Raw genomic sequence first — 16,378 nt, forward strand, 5'->3', positions numbered from 1 at the left:
TCTGTGGCGTGGGTCACGGGAACCGGCCCCTTCCGTATGGACAGACAAGAGGGCGTGGACACGAATCAGGGGGAACTCGCGGCACAACGGCGGCAGACGCGCGTACGGATCCGGGGCTCGGACCCCGACGCCTTCGGTGAGCTCTTCGACACCTACGCCCGCTCCGTCTACAACCATGCCTACCGTCTGACGGGCGACTGGTCGGCGGCCGAGGACGTCGTGTCCCTGACGTTCCTCGAGGCGTGGCGGCTGCGGGAGAAGGTGGACGCAGACGGCGGCTCGCTGCGTCCGTGGCTGCTCGGCATCGCCACGAACGTGACCCGCAACCAGCGCCGCGCCGCCCGCCGCCACACGGCCGCGATGGCCCGGCTCCCGCGCGACGAGTCCGTCGCCGACTTCGCCGACGAGATCGCGGGGCGCATCGACGACAAGGAACAACTCGCCCTCGTCCGCACGGCCCTCGCGAAGCTGCGCCGCGCCGAGCGCGAGGTGCTCGCGCTGTGCGTGTGGTCGGGGCTCGGGTACGAGGCGGCGGCCGCGGCGCTCGGCATTCCGGTGGGGACGGTACGTTCGCGGCTCTCCCGGGCCCGTACAAAACTCGCGAAAGCGATGGAACCGCCTAAAGGGCGCGGACAGGTGAGAGATGACCGCGCGACCGCGGTCAGGCCCATCCAGGAGGGAAACCGATGAAGTCCGAAGCCGAACCCGACTTCCCGAACCTCCCGTCTCCGCGCGAGCGGGACCTTCCGCCGGGCCGTCACCTTCTGCTCAAGGAGCACCTGATGACCGAGATCCGGCAGTCCGAGCCCGAGGCCTCCCGCGCCCCCGAGTCCGCCCCCCGACGGCGCAAGGTGTGGCTGCGGCCCGCGCTCGTCGCGGGCGCGGTGGCCGCCGCCGTCGCGGCGGGCGTCCTCGTCGCCTCGCCGTTCGGCAGCGAACCGGCGCAGGCCGGTCCGCCGTCGAAGGAGACCGTGAAGATGCTGGAGGACATCGCGGACGCGGCGCGGCGCTCGCCCGCGCCGAAGAACGTCCGGGACGACCAGTTCGTGTACATCAAGAGCAAGGTCGCCTTCAGCTCCGACGAGGGTCTCGACCCGCTGCACCGGCGGGAGATCTGGATGTCCGTGGACGGCAAGCACACAGGGCTTCTGCACGAGCCCGTGAACGACCACGACAACGTGCGCATGGAGCCGGAGCTGCCCCTCGTCGCGACCGACACCCACTACCGCAACCTCCAGAAGCTGCCGACCGACCCGGTCAACATGCTCGACTGGCTGCGCAGGGAGAGCAGCGGCGAGAAGAGCGCGGACCAGCAGGCCTTCACGCTCGTCGGCGACCTTTCGTACGAATCGCTCATCCCGCCGAAGCAGGCCGCAGCCCTCTACCTCGCCGCGTCGAAGATCCCCGGTGTCGAGCTGATCGAGGACGTGGTGGACGCCGAGGGGCGGCACGGGGTCGCCATCGCCCGTGAGGACGACGGGGTGCGCGAGGAGTTGATCTTCGACGAGAAGACCAAGCAGTTCCTCGGCGAGCGGGAGGTCCTGACGGAGGACAAGCCGTTCGGCGAGAAGGGCGACCTGTTGGCCGACACCGCCGTTCTGGAGCGGAAGGTCGTCGACAAGGCGGGCGAACGGCCCTAGCGGGACGCCGCAGGGTGCGTGACCCCGGCGGGCGTGTGCGTGACTCTTGGCCCATGACCGAAAGCAACGAAGCTGCCGGAAGCGGCGAAGCCATCGCACACGGGACGAGCCGGACACGGGGGGACACGCACACGCTTCACTGGACGCTGACCCTGCCCCACCCGGTGGAGGAGGTGTGGGCGGCGGTGGCCACCCCGGAGGGCCTTCCGGGGTGGCTCGCCGCCGCCGACGTGTTCGAGCCGCGGCTCGGCGGGGCGGTGACGCTGCGCTGGCTGAACGCGACGGACGCGGCGGCGGCCACGCACTCGGGGCACGTCACCGCGTGGGACCCGGACGTCGTCGCCGAGTACACGGTCGACCTGCACGGGCGGTGCCGCTTCCACCTGGAGCCCGCGGGCACCGGGCGGACGGCGCTGCGGTTCACCAACGAGATGGTCGGCGACGACTCGCTGCGGCGGGACTGCCTCGCCGGGTGGCACCAGCACTTCGAGTACTTGGCGGACGCGCTGGCCGGGCGGCCGGTGGACTGGTCGACGTGGAGCGCGGAGCGGTTCCGGGAACTGCGGCGCAGCTACGACTAGTCCACCGTGATCGCGTCCAGCTGCGCCCGCAGATACACGTGCGAGTCCGTGCCGCGCACGTCCGTGCCCGGGTCGCACTCGTAGAAGTACACCAGCGACATCAGCTCCTCCGCCGGGGCGTCCGCCGGGGGCGGGAGCACGCGGTGGCGGCCCGAGCGCCAGCGGTCCCCCGTCCAACGCGCCATCAGGTCACCGACGTTGATCGTGAACGCCTCCGGGTCGTGCGGGGCGTCCTGCCACCCTTCGGCGTCCGTGAACACCTGCAGGCCGCCGCGGCCCGCCTGCCGGTCGAGGACCGTGACCGTGCCGAAGTCCGTGTGCGGGCCGATGCGGAACTGGCCCGGCTGCGGCTCGCCGACGACGTCCCTGCCGGGGTACCAGTTGATGTTGAAGCCCCAGGTGGGGTTGTTCGTGTGCCGGGTGAAGAAGTCCTCCGGTTCGCCGAGGACGACGGCGAGGAGTTCGAGGAGCGCGTCGGAGAGGGCGCGCATCTCGGCGAGGTACGTCTCCACGTCGGCGCGGAGGCCCGGGATCTCCTGGGGCCAGGTGTTGGGGGCGAACCACTCCGCGTCGATCTTCGGGTCGCCGGTGGGGGTGTCGGCGGCGAAGGAGAGGGATTCCTTGAGGTCGGGTGGGGAGGCGGCGCCCTCGGCGTAGCTGTTGGCCTCGGCGCCCGGGCCGAGCCAGCCTCGGCTGCCCACCTTCACGGTGTAGGGCTCTTTGGTGGGGGGTGGGAGGTGGAAGAAGGCGCGGGCCTCCTGGCGGATGGCCTCGCGTAGGTCCGGGTCCACGCCGTGGCCCTTCACCAGCAGGAAGCCCGCCGTGCGGAGCGCTTCGTCGATCGTTTCCCTGGCCTCGGCGGCCATCCGCGTACGTGTGTCCGGGTCGTCGGAGAGCCAGGGCCGCAGGTCGATCGTGGGGATCGTCATGCCCTCATGCTGCCCGCGTGGGACGCCCCAGTCCCGCCCCTTCTCCGAAACCGGGGCTTCGCCCCTGGACCCGTAGGCGGTTGTCCCGTGGCGGGTGGGACAGTCCTCCCTCGAATCGGCGCTCCGCGCCTCGTCCTCAATCGCCGGACGGGCTGAAATACAGCCGGGGCGGGCCGGGAAGGTGCCGGGCTGCTGCACGGCCGAAGCACTGGCGGGGGCGGGTGGGTGGGAGAGAGCCTGTCCGGCGTTTGAGGACGAGCGCGGAGCGCGATCCGGGGGCGCCCCATGCAGGGCTGAAGGTGCCGCCCCTGGTGCTTGGCCAGTGCAGGTTTGGGCGGGTGGGTGGGAGAGAGCCCGTCCGGCGTTTGAGGACGGGGCGCGGAGCGCCGAAAAGGGGGGAGCGGGGGCGGAGCCCCCATGGGGGACGCCCGGTCAGACGTCGTCGCGGGGGTCGCGGTCCTTCTCCAGGCCCTTCAGGAACTCGGGGTTGTCGTCGGGGGCGACCCAGCCCCCGCGCCGCCCGCCCCGAACGTCCCCCCGCCCGGCGGCAGCCCGCTTCTTGCCGGTGACGAACCACGCGATCGGCCCGAGCAGCACCTCCCCGAAGAGGAGCACGATGATGACCCACACCACCTTCGGGAGGTGTCGGACTTCCTTCTCGGGTGTGTTCAGGACATCGATGAACGCGTAGATCCACACGGCCAGGACCAGCAGGAACGGCAGATACCTGAGCATGTGCGGGAGCTCCCCCAAGACGCGGAGTACGGGCGCCGGGCGCACCCGGTGACCTGGCCAGGGTAGCCGGTGACCGATACTTGACCGCATGGCTTATGACGATCTCCGCTCTCTGCTCCGTGCCCTGGAGCGCGAGGGCGATCTCAAGCGCATCAAGGCCGAGGTCGACCCGCATCTGGAGGTCGGCGAGATCGTCGACCGGGTGCAGAAGGCGGGCGGCCCGGCGCTGCTGTTCGAGAACGTCAAGGGCAGCGCGATGCCCCTTGCGATGAATGTGTTCGGCACGGACCGACGGCTGCTCAAGGCCCTCGGCCTGAAGTCGTACGGCGAGATCAGCGAGAAGATCGGCGGCCTGCTCAAGCCGGAGCTGCCGCACGGCTTCGTCGGCGTCCGCGAGGCCTTCGGCAAGCTCGGCGCGATGGCGCACGTACCGCCGAAGAAGGTGAAGGACGCGCCGGTGCACGAGGTCGTGCTCACCGGCGACGACGTGGACCTGGACCGGCTCCCGGCCCTGTTCACGTGGCCGAAGGACGGCGGGTCCTTCTTCAACCTGGGCCTCACCCACACCAAGGACCCCGAGTCCGGCGTCCGCAACCTCGGGCTCTACCGCCTCCAGCGCCACGACAAGCGCACCATCGGCATGCACTGGCAGATCCACAAGGACAGCCGGAACCACTACCAGGTGGCGGCCCGGCGAGGGGAGCGGCTGCCCGTCGCGATCGCCTTCGGCTGCCCGCCCGCCGTGACGTACGCGTCCACCGCCCCGCTGCCCGGCGACATCGACGAGTACATGTTCGCGGGCTTCCTCCAGGGCAAGCGCATCGAGATGGTCGACTGCAAGACGGTGCCGTTGCAGGTCCCGGCGCAGGCGGAGGTCGTCATCGAGGGCTGGCTGGAGCCCGGCGAGATGCTGCCGGAGGGTCCTTTCGGCGACCACACCGGCTTCTACACGCCGCAGGAGCCGTTCCCCGCGCTGACCATCGACTGCGTGACGATGCGCAAGCGCCCGCTGCTCCAGTCGATCGTGGTCGGTCGGCCGCCGACGGAGGACGGGCCCCTGGGCCGGGCGACGGAGAGGTTCTTCCTCCCCCTCCTCAAGATCATCGTGCCGGACATCGTGGACTACCACCTGCCCGAGGCGGGCGGCTTCCACAACTGCGCGATCGTCGCGATCGACAAGAAGTACCCGAAACACGCCCAGAAGGTCATGCACGCCATCTGGGGCGCGCACATGATGTCCCTGACCAAGCTGATCGTGGTCGTGGACTCCGACTGCGACGTGCACGATCTGCACGAGGTGGCGTGGCGTGCGCTCGGCAACACGGACTACGCCCGTGACCTGAGCGTCGTCGAAGGGCCCGTCGACCACCTCGACCACGCCTCGTACCAGCAGTTCTGGGGCGGCAAGGCGGGCATCGACGCGACGAAGAAGTGGCCCGAGGAGGGCTACACCCGGGACGGCGGCTGGCCCGACATGGTCGAGTCCGATCCCGAGACGGCGGCGAAAGTCGACCGCCGCTGGAGGGAGTACGGCCTGTGAGTTCCGCTTCCGCCGCGCTGCCCCAGCCGCAGCCGAGCCGCACGAGGGCCTTCCTGCGGCTCGTCATGATCGAGCACTCCGTCTTCGCGCTGCCCTTCGCCTACATCGCCGCCCTGACCGCGATGTTCGAGTGGGACAAGAACATCCACTGGGGCCGGCTGCTCCTTGTGACGATCTGCATGGTCGGGCTGCGTACGTTCGCCATGGCCGCGAACCGGATCATCGACCGTGAGATCGATGCCCGCAATCCCCGCACCGCGCACCGCGAGCTGGTCACCGGCGCCGTCACCGTGAAGTCCGCCTGGACCGGCGCGCTGATCGCGGTCGTGGTGTTCCTCGGCTCCGCCGCGCTGCTCAACCCGCTGTGCCTGGCGCTGGCGCCGGTCGCCGTGATCCCGATGGTCGTCTACCCGTACGGCAAGCGGTTCACGAACTTCCCGCAGGCCATCCTCGGCATCGCGCAGGCCATGGGCCCGATCGGCGCCTGGCTCGCGATCACCGGCGAGTGGTCGTGGACGGCCGTCATCCTGGGGCTCGCGGTCGGCGTGTGGATCGGCGGCTTCGACCTGATCTACGCCTGCCAGGACGTGGACACCGACCGCGAGGTCGGCGTGATGTCGGTGCCCGCGCGCTTCGGCATCCCCGCCGCGATCCGGGGCGCGCGCGTCTGCCACGCGATCACCACGGCGCTGTTCGTCTGGTACGCCCTTCAGACCGGCGCGGGCGCGTTCTTCTGGCTCGGCCTCGTCGTCGTCGCGGGCGCCTTCCTCTACGAACACAGCATCGTGCGGCCGCACGACCTCTCCCGTCTCAACCGCGCCTTCTTCCAGGTCAACGGCTTCATCGGGATCGCCTTGTTCGCCTGCGCCCTGCTCGACCTGCTCGTCCGCGGCCTGACTGTCTGACGGGCCGTGGGCGGGCGGCGGCGCCCATGGATAGGCTTCACAGTGTGAATGCAGGAGATACGCAGCGTAGGCCTTGGATCGTGGGGGTGTCCGGCGCGTCCGGTACGCCGTACGCCGCTTCGGTGCTCCGGGGGCTGCTCGCTGCCGGGGAGAGCGTGGACCTCGTGGTGTCCCGGGCGTCGCGGCTCACGCTGCTCGACGAGACGGGCATCTCGTTCCGGGACGCGCACTGGCGGGACGACCTGGGCGCGTGGCTGGCGCGGGGCGCCGACGGCAAGCCGGGGACGTTCCGGGTGCGCACGGACGACGTGCGGTACTGGGCCGCGGGCGATCTCGCGGCGGGTCCTTCGTCGGGGTCGTACGCGACGAAGGGCATGCTGATCGTCCCGGCGTCCACGGCGTGCGTGGCCGGGGTGGCGCTCGGGCTCTCGAAGGATCTGCTGCAGCGCTCGGCGAGCGTGACGCTCAAGGAGCGGCGGCGGCTCGTCGTCTGCGTGCGGGAGACCCCGCTCAACGGGCAGACGCTGAAGCACCTGGTGGGCCTGGACGAGGCGGGCGCGATCGTGCTGCCCGCCTCTCCGGCGTTCTACGCGGGGGCGACGCACATCCAGGATCTGGTGGACTTCGTCGCCGGGCGGGTGCTCGACGCGGCGGGGGTGCCGCACGAGCTGTACCGCCGGTGGGAGGGCGAACTCGGCGGGGCGTCGGGAGCGGGTGGCTCCCGGCCGGCCGAGGACGGCTCCGGTGGCGCTTAGCGCTTCTTCGCGGCGCGCGGCTTCTTGCTCGCCTTGCGCGCGGCGGTCGGGGACTGGTGGGCACGCGAGCGGTTGGCCAGGTCCTGCAGCTCGCGCATACGGGCGTAGGCCATCTCGATCGTGTACACGGGGAAACACTCTCCTGAAGTTCGAAGGATCGTCGTTGATCTGCTGAGTTTCCGAAAGATTCACAGGGGATGAACCCTGTTACGCCTTAGATTCTACACGTAGACTCGGAAAAACGCTAAATAATGAAAGGCTTCGACCTATGGACGCCGTGGACAGGCAGCTCATCCAGGCTCTGCGCGAGAACGGCCGCGCCTCCTACGCCGAGCTCGGGCGCCTCGTCGGCCTCTCCGGCCCCAGCGTCACCGACCGCATCAACCGCCTGGAGGCGGCCGGCGTCATCACCGGCTACCGCGCGACGGTCGACTCCGCGTCCCTCGGCCTCGGCGTCATCGCGCTGATCGGCATCTCGCTGTCCGACGCCGCCGACCACGAGGACGTGGCGCGGCGCCTGAAGGACCTGCACGAGATCGAGGACTGCTGGTTCATCGCGGGCGACGACTCGTACATGCTCAAGGTGCGGGCCTCCGACGTGGACGGCCTGGAGAAGACCATCCGCCGCCTCAGCGGCACCAAGGGCGTCTCGCGGACGCGGACCACGATCGTGCTGTCCACGAAGTGGGAGAACCGGGTGGGGGAGCTGCCCGAGGAGGTCTAGGGGGCGGGCGCGCGCCGCGGTGGGGGCAGCTCCGGGCCGCTGTGCGGGGCGAGTACGGTTGGTCGGGTCTGTCGCAGGTCGTCGGAGAAACAAGAGGTACGGCAATGGACGCAGGGCTCAAGCGCGACCTTGAGGAGAAGGTCCGCTCCGGTGAGCGGCTGTCCCGTGAGGACGGCGTCGCCCTGTACGAGTCCGACGACCTGGCCTGGCTCGGCGGGCTCGCCCACGAGGTGCGCACCCGCAAGAACGGCGACGTCGTGCACTTCAACGTCAACCGTCACCTCAACATGACGAACGTGTGCACCGCCTCCTGCGCCTACTGCTCCTTCCAGCGCAAGCCGGGCGAGAAGGACGCGTACACGATGCGCATCGAGGAGGCGGTCCGGCTCGCCAAGGCGATGGAGGGCGAGAACCTCACCGAGCTGCACATCGTCAACGGGCTGCACCCGAACCTGCCGTGGCGCTACTACCCGCGCTCCCTGCGCGAGCTGAAGGCCGCGCTGCCGGACGTCTCCCTCAAGGCCTTCACCGCCACCGAGATCCACCACTTCGAGACCATCTCCGGGCTCAGCGCATCGGAGATCCTCGACGAGCTGATCGACGCGGGCCTTGAGTCCCTCACCGGCGGCGGCGCGGAGATCTTCGACTGGGAGGTCCGGCAGCACATCGTGGACCACCGCACCCACTGGGAGGACTGGTCCCGGATCCACCGGCTCGCCCACGAGAAGGGGCTCAAGACCCCGGCCACCATGCTGTACGGCCACATCGAGGAGCCCCGGCACCGGGTCGACCACGTGCTTCGGCTGCGGGAGCTGCAGGACGAGACCGGGGGCTTCCAGGTCTTCATCCCGCTGCGCTACCAGCACGACTTCGTCGACATGAAGGACGGCAAGGTCCGCAACAAGCTGCAGGCCCGGACGAAGATGGCGTCCGGGGCCGAGGCCCTGAAGACCTTCGCGGTCTCGCGCCTCCTCTTCGACAACGTCCCGCACGTCAAGGTCTTCTGGGTCATGCACGGGGTCGCCACCGCGCAGCTCGCGCTCCAGCACGGCGCCGACGACATGGACGGCTCCGTCGTCGAGTACAAGATCACTCATGACGCGGACAACTTCGGTACGCCGAACAAGCTGACCCGGGACGACCTGCTCGACCTCATCCGTGAGGCCGGCTTCCGCCCGGTCGAGCGCAACACCCGCTACGAGGTCATCCGGGAGTACCCGGGCCCCGACCGCGAACTCCGTGAGACCCCGCAGCCGATGCGCCTCTGACCGGGCCGGACGCTGCATCCGTCCCGCCGCTGACGCGGCGGGTCTCCCACCCGCCCACCCGTGACTGTGGGACCAGTCGCACCAGCCCGGGCAGCCGCCCACGGCGAAGTACGGGCGGGTGGGTGGGTGAACCGCCGCCGCGGTAGCGGTGGGACCGTGTGCGCACCCCCTTCCGACCCGGCCAGGGTTCCGTGCTTCACTGGAGAGGCTCTGTTTCGGAACGGAAGAGTGGATTGACATGCTCCGCTACACGATGATGCGACTCGGGGTCTTCGCGGGCTGCTTCTTGGTCGTCTGGGGCCTCGTCTACACCGGCGTCGTGCCGCGCGGCCTCGGTGGCTCCAACCTCCTCTGGGTCGCCCTGCTCGCCCTGGTGATCTCCGCGCCGATCAGCTTCGTCCTGCTGCGCAAGGAGCGCGACCGCGCGTCGGCGAAGGTCGTCGCCAAGGTCGAGGACGTCAAGGCCGGCCTGGAGCGGAACCGCACGCAGGAGGACGGCGCCGACGACGCGGCGCGCACCGCGCAGTCGTAAGGCAGCCGTAAGGTTCGTCACACGCGTCACGTACGCAGAAATCCCCGGTACCGGAGCATGCCGCTCCAGTACCGGGGTTTCGCTGTTTCTGGGACCCTTGGGGTCCCCCTTACCTCAAACAAGTCCTTTGATGAACTCAAAGTTCAAGTGTTAACGTGTTCGACATGAAGACAGCAGCCGCCACCCGCATCGCCGCGAGCGTCCCGCTCGTGGCGCGGCTGCACGTCGATCTCTGCCGCTGCATCTCTGCCGCCTGTCGCGTCATCTGAACGACTTCGACACCTGCACTGCAGCGGCGCCCGTGACCCTTCGCGGTCGCCGCTCCTCACGTCCCCCGCCATTACCCGGAGTGTGTCCGTGTCCGCGAACCCCGCGTCCCCCACCGATGACCCGAAGCCCGGCTTCCGGATACCCAAGTTCCTGAAGCTGCCTTTCTGGGCCCAGATCCTCGGCGGTCTGATCCTCGGCGTGCTGCTCGGCTGGCTGGCCCGCAGCCAGGACATCGACTGGCTGGTCACCACCCTCTCGAAGGTCGGCGACACCTTCATCGGCCTGCTGAAGCTGGCCGTCGCCCCGCTGGTGTTCTTCGCCATCCTGATCTCGATCACCAACCTGCGTAAGGTCAACAACGCCGCCCGGCTCGCGACCCGCACGCTCCTCTGGTTCATGATCACGTCGCTGATCGCGGTGGCCATCGGCCTCGTCATCGGCCTGGTCACCAACCCGGGCGCCGGCACCGGCCTGACCCCGAAGGACGGCGCCAAGCCCGAGCACGAGGGCTCCTGGATCGACTTCCTCACCGGGATCATCCCGACCGACGTCATCACGCCCTTCACCGAGCTGAACGTCCTGCAGATCGTCTTCATGGCCGCCGTCGCCGGCATCGCCGTACTGAAGATCGGCGACGCCAAGGCCAAGCCGATCCTCGACCTCAGCGAGGCCGTGCTCGCGCTGCTGCAGAAGGCCCTGTGGTGGGTCATCAAGCTGTCCCCGATCGGCACCATCGGCCTCATCGGCTTCGCCATCGCCGACTACGGCTGGAACCTGATCAGCAAGTACGCGACGTTCACCGCCGACATCTACATCGGCTGCGCCCTGGTGCTCTTCGGCGTCTACCCGCTGCTCCTCGCGTTCGTCGCCAAGGTCAACCCGCTGCAGTTCTTCAAGGGCGCCTGGCCCGCCATCCAGCTCGCCTTCGTCTCGCGCTCCTCGGTCGGCACCATGCCGGTCACCCAGAAGGTCACCGAGCGTCTCGGCGTACCGAAGGAGTACACGTCCTTCGCGGTGCCCTTCGGCGCCACCACCAAGATGGACGGCTGCGCCGCGATCTACCCGGCGATCGCCGCGATCTTCGTCGCGCAGATCTTCGACGTGCACATGGGCATCAAGGAGTACCTGCTCATCGCGTTCGTGTCGGTGGTCGGCTCCGCCGCCACGGCCGGTCTGACGGGCGCCACGGTCATGCTGACCCTGACCCTGTCCACGCTGGGCCTGCCCATGGAGGGCGTCGGCCTGCTGCTCGCCATCGACCCGGTCCTCGACATGATGCGCACCGCCACGAACGTCGCCGGACAGGCGCTCGTCCCGGTCGTCGTCGCGGCCCGCGAGAACATCCTCGACAAGGAGGCGTACGACAGCGCGTCGGCCTCCCCGCTGGACTCGCTCGACGAGCCGCTGCCCGCCACCGCGTAGCGCCCGCGCCCCTCGGCCGAAACGTGCCCCGCACCGGAAATCCGGTGCGGGGCACGGTCGTTGCGGGTAGGGCTGGGGGCGGTGCGCCGCGGTGGCCCCCGGGTGACCTCCGTGCGTCGGGTAGGACCGCCGTACGCTGATCCGTGCACGGATGGTGCGGGAGGCGGGGGCCGGGGTGTCGGATGTGAAGGTCGTGAGGGCTGTGAAGGCCGTGCAGGCTGCGAAGAACGGGGGCAAGCAGGTGCGGCAGAAGCGGATGCCGCGGGCCGTGCGGGAGCGGCAGATGCTCGACGCGGCGGTGCGCACGTTCGGGCAGCGGGGCTACCGCGCCGCCTCGATGGACGAGATCGCCGAGCTGGCGGGCGTCTCCAAGCCGCTGGTGTACCTGTATCTGAACTCCAAGGAAGAGTTGTTCACCGCCTGCATCCGGCGGGAGGCCGCCGCCCTCATCGAGGCCGTCCGGCACGGCGTCACCCCGGGCGACCCCGCCGACCGGCAACTCTGGGACGGGCTGCGCGCGTTCTTCACCCACACCGCCGAGCACCCCGACGCCTGGGCCGTCCTGCACAGCCAGGCCCGCACCGTCGGCGAGCCGTTCGCCGCCGAGGTCAACGTGATGCGCGAGGAGATCGTCGCCTTCGTGACGCTGCTCATCGCGGAGGCCGCCCGCGCCGCCCACCAGAACCCCTCGCTGCCCGACCGCGAGGTCGCGGGCCTCGCCCAGGCCCTCGTCGGCGCCGCCGAGTCCCTCGCGGGCTGGGCCATCACCCAGCCGTCGGTGTCCGCGAACCAGGCCGCGGCGACCCTGATGAACTTCGCCTGGGCGGGTCTCGGCGATCTGATGGAGGGGCGGTTCTGGTCACCGAGCCGGTGATATGGACCCTGCCGCCCGGCTCCGCCGCCCCGCGCAGCTCGAACGCGGCCCCCTCGGCCGCGTACGTCACCGTGCCGGGCAGCAGCACCGGCGCCCTGAACTCGGCGGCGAGATACAGGGGTTCGTCGCCGACGGCGATGCCGCTGTGCTCCGCCACGCAGCGCGCGAACGTCCACATGCCGTGCGCGATGGCGCGCGGGAAGCCGAACGGCCGAGCCGTCGCCGGACGCAGGTGGATGGGGTTGCGGTCGCCGGAGACGGTCGCGTAGCGACGGCCCAGGTCGGCGGGGAGGTGCCACTCGGCGCGGGCCGGGAGCGGCGTCCCGGGCGTCGGTGCGGGAGCCTGCCGCGGGTGGTCGGCCGGTGTGCGGTGGCGGGACAGGTACGTGCTGTGGGACTCCCACACCGTCTCGCCCGCCACCGTCGCGGTGGTGGTGACCGTCGCCTCGGTGCCGCGCCGGTGCGGGGTCAACTTCCGTGCGTACGTGGTGAGTTCCAGCTCCTCGTCGGGCAGTGGGGCGCGGTGCTGGACGATCGCCACGGACGTGTGGACGAGGCCGAGGAGGGGCAGCGGGAAGGCGCGGGCCGCCATCAGGCGCATGGTCTGGGGGAACGCGAGGACGTGCGGATAGGTGGGGGGTAAGGGGTCGGCGCCGGTCGGCCTTGCGCCGTCCGTGCTCCGGCCCGTGCTCGCGCCGACGCCCTGCCCGGCCGCGAAGCCGCAGAGCCGTTCGTACGCCACCAGGTGGTCGATGTCGGTCCGGACGCGGGCCGTCGTGGGGCCCGGCAGCGGTGCGTCCGGGTGGGGTCGCTTGAAGGGGGACAGGGCCGCCCCTCGGAGCAGGGTGAGCGCGAGCGATGCCATGACGGGACCCTTCTGTCGCTGGGAGTGGGACGCGGGCCGGGGTGCGGCAGCCAGCGGTGCGCGGGGCGTCGCCCGGGGGAGGGCCGACGGGCCGGGCGCCCGAGGCCTAGGCGCCGAGCAGGCTCTGGCCGCAGACCCGGATGACCTGGCCGTTCACCGCGCCCGTCGCCAGCCACGCCGTGGTCTCCGCGACGTCGACGGGGAGCCCGCCCTGGCCCAGGGAGTTCATGCGGCGGCCCGCCTGGCGGATGAGCAGCGGCACGGCCGCGGTCATGCGGGTCTCGATGAATCCGGGCGCCACCGCGTTCACCGTCACGCCGTGCTCCGCGAGGGCCCGGGGCGCCAGGGAGCGGACGAAGCCGACGATGCCCGCCTTGCTCGCCGCGTAGTTGGTCTGCCCGGCGTTGCCCGCGAGGCCCGCTATGGACGCCGTGGCCACGATCCGGCCGCCGCGGCGCACCGTGCCGGACTTCAGCAGGAAGTCCGTCGTGCGCAGCACGCTCCCGAGGTTCACGTCGAGGACCGAACTCCACCGGTCCGCCGCCATGTTGGCGAGCCTGCGGTCCCGGGTGACGCCCGCGTTGTGCACGAGGACGCCGAGGCCGTCCGGCAGCGCGGCGGCGATCCGCTCACCGGCGTCGTCCGCGGTGATGTCGAGCGGCAGCGCGGTGCCGCCGACGCGCTCGGCGACGCGGCACAGGTCCGGCTCGGCGGACGGCACGTCGAGGACGACGACATGGGCGCCGTCGCGGGCCAGGACCTCCGCGACGGCCGTGCCTATCCCGCGTGCGGCGCCGGTCACGAGGGCGGTGCGGCCCGCCAACGGGCGGGCGGGGTGCGGGAGTTGAATGACCGCGCCGACGGTGCCGGGCGGCGCGGCGGTGTCGGCGTCCGGGGCGGGCGGCGTCTCCCGCGCGCCCCCGGCGCACTCGGTCTCGCCGAGGTCGTCCGCGTACTCCGACAGCTCCTCGACCTCGACCACCTGCCCGCTCACGTACGCCGACTTCGGTGACAGCAGGAAGCGCAGCGTCCCCTCGGCGGCCGACGCCGACGGGGTGCGGACCAGCTGGGCCGTCCTGCCCCCGCCCAGCTCCTTGCCGAGGGAGCGGACGAAGCCCTCCAGGGCCTGCTGCGCCGCCGCCTGGTGGTGGTCGGCGGGGGAGAGGGGCGCGCCCAGGACCACCACGCGCCCGCAGGGGGCCATGGAGCGGACGACGGGGTGCAGCGTGGCGTGCACGTCCATGAGCGCGGCAACCGTGCGGACGCCGGTCGCGTCCAGTACGACGGCGGCCGGGCGGCGGGAGCCGAGCGGGCCGCTGTGCGGGGGCAGGCCGGTGCGGGTGAGGCTCTCGTGCAGGCCGGCGAGCGGGATGTCGCCCGCTGTCAGGAGCAGCACCGGGCCTTCGATGGCCGGGTGCCGGGGCGACCAGCGGCGCAGCGGCACCGGCTGCGGCAGGCCGAGTCTGCGGGTCAGGAAGCGGCCGGGGGCGGTGTGGGTGAAGGTCGCGTAGCGGTCGGCCATGGGGCTAGCTCCTGGCTCGGTGCTGAATTTACTTCCGAGTAAGGTTACTTGGGGGTCAGGGGCTGGTCGAGGGGGCGGCCGGTGAATGATCGAGGTGGTGAGAGGGCTCGTACCGGCGCGTTCCCGGGGCGGGCGCCGGGTCCGGACGAGCCCTCGGTGAACACGGAGCGTGACTGGGCTGAACGGGCGGGGCGGGCCGGGGGCGCCTAGGGTGACCGGAGGGGAACCGCACCTCTTGGAGGTCGCTGTGCGCAGCACACCCGCACTCACCGCCGTCGCAGCCCTGGCTCTGGCCGTCGCAGGACTGCCCGCGGCGGCCGACCCGTCCGGACCCGCGCAGCCCGACCTGAAGCGCTTCTACACGCAGAAGATCAAGTGGGCGGCCTGCAAGCCCGACGTGCAGAACCTGTCGGAGGACGTGACCAAGGACAAGGACGTCACCTGCGGCACGGTCAAGGTCCCGCTGGACTACGCCGACCCCGGCCGCGGCACCATCCGCCTCGCCCTGCTGAAGATCAAGTCCAGCGGCGACAAGCGCGGCTCGCTCCTGGTGAACTTCGGCGGCCCCGGCGGCGCGGGCGTGGCGGGGCTCGCGGACGCCAAGAAGGACTTCGGCTACGTCGGCAAGGGCTATGACGTCGTCGGCTTCGACCCGCGCGGCGTGGGCCTGAGCGAGCCCGTGAGCTGCGGCGGGGACCCCGAGCCCGGAGACGACGTGGAGGACCCCGGCGACGCGTCGGCGATCCTGAAGGAGCTGCGCGCGACGGCCGCGGAGTGCGCGAAGAAGTCCGGCCCCGTCCTTCCGTACATCGGCACCGTGAACGTCTCCCGCGACCTGGACGTCATGCGCCAGGCCCTCGGCGACAAGAAGCTCAACTACCTGGGCTTCTCGTACGGGACGCGGCTCGGCGCGGTGTACACGGCGCAGTTCCCGAAGAAGGTCGGCCGGATGGTCCTCGACGGCGTGGACACGCTGACGGAGGACGTGGCCGAGCAGGCCCTGGTGGGCGCGGAGGGACGGCAGACCGCCCTCGACAACTTCCTGCTCTGGTGCACCAAGAACGCGGGCTGTGTGTTCGGCGAGGACTCGCGCAACGCCCGGCACGCCATGACCAAGCTCATCGACGACCTCGACGCGTACCCGCTGCGCTCCATGGACGGCCAGGAGTTCACCGGACAGGACGTGGTGAGCGTGCTCGGCAGCGCGCTCTACAGCAGGCAGGCCTGGCCCGCCCTGTCCCAGGCGCTCGGCGCGCTGCTCGCGGACGGCGACCCGCGGGCGCTGCTCCGGATGGGCGGCTCGATGGGCGGCTCGCCGGTGCAGGCGCGTGCCTCCGGCGGGCGCACGGAGGTCCCCGCGGACAACTCCTCCGCCGCGCTCATGGCCGTGAACTGCGCGGACGACCCCGACCGGCCGGACGCCAAGCGCGTCGAGCGGGAAGTCGGCCGCCTCCAGGAGGAGTTCGAGGAGGCGTCGCCCGTCTTCGGCAAGTCGATGCTGCTGCCGGTGCTGCTCTGCTTCGGTCGGCCCGCGGGCACGGACTACATCCGCGAGGACGTACGCGACGTCGACACCCCGAAGTTCCTGCTCGTCGGCACCCGCGGCGACCCCGCCACGCCGTACCGCTGGACGGTGGAGACCGCCGAGCGGCTCGGCTCCTCCGCGGTCGTCCTCGACAACAGGGGCGACGGGCACACCGGTTACTTCGGCTCGAAGTGCGTGAAGGACAAGGTGGACGCGTTCCTGCTGTACAAGCAGATGCCGAAGAACGGGAGTTCGTGCTCGGCGGAGTAGCCCGGGGTGGGCGTGCGCGAT

General features: G+C 70.9%; 17 protein-coding genes. 12 read left to right on the forward strand and 5 right to left on the reverse strand.

What is annotated here, in order from left to right; genetic code table 11:
• Nucleotides 1–54 precede the first annotated feature (54 nt).
• Genes AB6L24_RS27595 through AB6L24_RS27605 form a run of 3 tightly spaced genes read left to right on the forward strand, consistent with a single transcriptional unit; the run spans nt 55 to nt 2,221 of the window.
• Entirely contained in the window at nt 55–690 is a 636-nt protein-coding gene (locus AB6L24_RS27595) for an RNA polymerase sigma factor (protein ID WP_405659569.1), read from the forward strand.
• A complete protein-coding gene (locus tag AB6L24_RS27600) occupies nt 687–1,640 on the forward strand; it encodes a CU044_5270 family protein (RefSeq protein ID WP_405659571.1) in 954 nt (317 codons plus the stop codon). Before AB6L24_RS27595 ends, AB6L24_RS27600 begins: the two co-directional genes overlap by 4 nt.
• A gap of 53 nt (nt 1,641–1,693) precedes the next feature.
• Nucleotides 1,694–2,221, forward strand: a complete 528-nt coding sequence (locus AB6L24_RS27605; RefSeq protein WP_405659573.1) for an SRPBCC domain-containing protein — start codon at nt 1,694–1,696, stop codon at nt 2,219–2,221.
• Here the strand turns inward: AB6L24_RS27605 and AB6L24_RS27610 are convergent.
• Nucleotides 2,218–3,150 carry an isopenicillin N synthase family dioxygenase gene (locus AB6L24_RS27610; RefSeq protein ID WP_405659575.1) on the reverse strand — a complete coding sequence of 311 codons (933 nt, stop codon included), beginning with the start codon at nt 3,148–3,150 and terminating at the stop codon, nt 2,218–2,220. The genes AB6L24_RS27605 and AB6L24_RS27610 overlap by 4 nt on opposite strands.
• A gap of 432 nt (nt 3,151–3,582) precedes the next feature.
• Entirely contained in the window at nt 3,583–3,885 is a 303-nt protein-coding gene (locus AB6L24_RS27615) for a PLDc N-terminal domain-containing protein (protein ID WP_405659577.1), read from the reverse strand.
• A gap of 88 nt (nt 3,886–3,973) precedes the next feature.
• Here AB6L24_RS27615 and AB6L24_RS27620 point away from each other — a divergent pair, with 88 nt between their 5' ends.
• Genes AB6L24_RS27620 through AB6L24_RS27630 form a run of 3 tightly spaced genes read left to right on the forward strand, consistent with a single transcriptional unit; the run spans nt 3,974 to nt 7,085 of the window.
• Complete coding sequence (locus tag AB6L24_RS27620) at nt 3,974–5,425, forward strand: menaquinone biosynthesis decarboxylase (RefSeq protein WP_405659579.1); 1,452 nt, start codon at nt 3,974–3,976, stop codon at nt 5,423–5,425.
• Nucleotides 5,422–6,330 carry a menaquinone biosynthesis prenyltransferase MqnP gene (gene mqnP, locus AB6L24_RS27625; protein WP_405659582.1) on the forward strand — a complete coding sequence of 303 codons (909 nt, stop codon included), beginning with the start codon at nt 5,422–5,424 and terminating at the stop codon, nt 6,328–6,330. The genes AB6L24_RS27620 and mqnP overlap by 4 nt, the downstream gene beginning before the upstream one ends.
• 26 nt (nt 6,331–6,356) lie before the next feature.
• Entirely contained in the window at nt 6,357–7,085 is a 729-nt protein-coding gene (locus AB6L24_RS27630; protein WP_405659584.1) for a UbiX family flavin prenyltransferase, read from the forward strand.
• On the opposite strand, the gene AB6L24_RS27635 is transcribed toward AB6L24_RS27630, so the two are convergent.
• A complete protein-coding gene (locus AB6L24_RS27635; protein ID WP_405663626.1) occupies nt 7,082–7,213 on the reverse strand; it encodes a hypothetical protein in 132 nt (43 codons plus the stop codon). The genes AB6L24_RS27630 and AB6L24_RS27635 overlap by 4 nt on opposite strands.
• 140 nt (nt 7,214–7,353) lie before the next feature.
• Here AB6L24_RS27635 and AB6L24_RS27640 point away from each other — a divergent pair, with 140 nt between their 5' ends.
• The 5 genes from AB6L24_RS27640 to AB6L24_RS27660 all read left to right on the forward strand — a co-directional run bounded on the left by AB6L24_RS27640 (nt 7,354) and on the right by AB6L24_RS27660 (nt 12,175).
• The gene (locus AB6L24_RS27640; protein ID WP_190117749.1) at nt 7,354–7,809 is read left to right on the forward strand and encodes an Lrp/AsnC family transcriptional regulator; all 456 of its coding nucleotides are present in this window, start codon (nt 7,354–7,356) and stop codon (nt 7,807–7,809) included.
• A 104-nt stretch (nt 7,810–7,913) separates the two neighbouring features.
• Complete coding sequence (gene mqnE / locus AB6L24_RS27645) at nt 7,914–9,077, forward strand: aminofutalosine synthase MqnE (RefSeq protein WP_405659586.1); 1,164 nt, start codon at nt 7,914–7,916, stop codon at nt 9,075–9,077.
• 238 nt (nt 9,078–9,315) lie between these two features.
• Entirely contained in the window at nt 9,316–9,609 is a 294-nt protein-coding gene (locus AB6L24_RS27650; RefSeq protein ID WP_380854422.1) for a DUF4229 domain-containing protein, read from the forward strand.
• A 357-nt stretch (nt 9,610–9,966) separates the two neighbouring features.
• Nucleotides 9,967–11,301, forward strand: a complete 1,335-nt coding sequence (locus AB6L24_RS27655; RefSeq protein WP_405659589.1) for a dicarboxylate/amino acid:cation symporter — start codon at nt 9,967–9,969, stop codon at nt 11,299–11,301.
• Nucleotides 11,302–11,557: 256 nt separating this feature from the next.
• Nucleotides 11,558–12,175: a TetR/AcrR family transcriptional regulator gene (locus AB6L24_RS27660; RefSeq protein ID WP_030361140.1), complete on the forward strand. Its 618-nt coding sequence runs from the start codon at nt 11,558–11,560 to the stop codon at nt 12,173–12,175.
• Here the strand turns inward: AB6L24_RS27660 and AB6L24_RS27665 are convergent.
• Together AB6L24_RS27665 and AB6L24_RS27670 are read right to left on the reverse strand one after the other, a co-directional pair.
• On the reverse strand, nt 12,066–13,040 hold the full coding sequence (locus AB6L24_RS27665) for a MaoC family dehydratase (RefSeq protein WP_405659592.1): 975 nt from the start codon (nt 13,038–13,040) through the stop codon (nt 12,066–12,068). The genes AB6L24_RS27660 and AB6L24_RS27665 overlap by 110 nt on opposite strands.
• 106 nt (nt 13,041–13,146) lie before the next feature.
• Nucleotides 13,147–14,562 (reverse strand): 3-oxoacyl-ACP reductase, encoded by a 1,416-nt coding sequence (locus AB6L24_RS27670; protein WP_405659594.1) that lies wholly within the window; start codon nt 14,560–14,562, stop codon nt 13,147–13,149.
• Between the two features lie 247 nt (nt 14,563–14,809).
• Between AB6L24_RS27670 and AB6L24_RS27675 the strand changes: the two genes are divergently transcribed.
• On the forward strand, nt 14,810–16,357 hold the full coding sequence (locus AB6L24_RS27675) for an alpha/beta hydrolase (protein WP_405659596.1): 1,548 nt from the start codon (nt 14,810–14,812) through the stop codon (nt 16,355–16,357).
• Nucleotides 16,358–16,378 lie beyond the last annotated feature (21 nt).

It is taken from the genome of Streptomyces sp. RK9, from assembly GCF_045070545.1.
Taxonomy (GTDB): Bacteria; Actinomycetota; Actinomycetes; order Streptomycetales; family Streptomycetaceae; genus Streptomyces; species Streptomyces alboflavus.

What these genes read in the sequence shown, in the direction of transcription:
- AB6L24_RS27600 (WP_405659571.1), top strand. Translation starts at nt 687, where the DNA reads ATGAAGTCCGAAGCCGAACCCGACTTCCCGAACCTCCCGTCTCCGCGC.
- AB6L24_RS27605 (WP_405659573.1), top strand. Translation starts at nt 1,694, where the DNA reads ATGACCGAAAGCAACGAAGCTGCCGGAAGCGGCGAAGCCATCGCACAC.
- AB6L24_RS27610 (WP_405659575.1), bottom strand. Translation starts at nt 3,150, where the DNA reads ATGACGATCCCCACGATCGACCTGCGGCCCTGGCTCTCCGACGACCCG.
- AB6L24_RS27615 (WP_405659577.1), bottom strand. Translation starts at nt 3,885, where the DNA reads ATGCTCAGGTATCTGCCGTTCCTGCTGGTCCTGGCCGTGTGGATCTAC.
- AB6L24_RS27620 (WP_405659579.1), top strand. Translation starts at nt 3,974, where the DNA reads ATGGCTTATGACGATCTCCGCTCTCTGCTCCGTGCCCTGGAGCGCGAG.
- AB6L24_RS27630 (WP_405659584.1), top strand. Translation starts at nt 6,357, where the DNA reads ATGGATAGGCTTCACAGTGTGAATGCAGGAGATACGCAGCGTAGGCCT.
- AB6L24_RS27640 (WP_190117749.1), top strand. Translation starts at nt 7,354, where the DNA reads ATGGACGCCGTGGACAGGCAGCTCATCCAGGCTCTGCGCGAGAACGGC.
- mqnE (WP_405659586.1), top strand. Translation starts at nt 7,914, where the DNA reads ATGGACGCAGGGCTCAAGCGCGACCTTGAGGAGAAGGTCCGCTCCGGT.
- AB6L24_RS27650 (WP_380854422.1), top strand. Translation starts at nt 9,316, where the DNA reads ATGCTCCGCTACACGATGATGCGACTCGGGGTCTTCGCGGGCTGCTTC.
- AB6L24_RS27660 (WP_030361140.1), top strand. Translation starts at nt 11,558, where the DNA reads ATGCCGCGGGCCGTGCGGGAGCGGCAGATGCTCGACGCGGCGGTGCGC.
- AB6L24_RS27665 (WP_405659592.1), bottom strand. Translation starts at nt 13,040, where the DNA reads ATGGCATCGCTCGCGCTCACCCTGCTCCGAGGGGCGGCCCTGTCCCCC.
- AB6L24_RS27670 (WP_405659594.1), bottom strand. Translation starts at nt 14,562, where the DNA reads ATGGCCGACCGCTACGCGACCTTCACCCACACCGCCCCCGGCCGCTTC.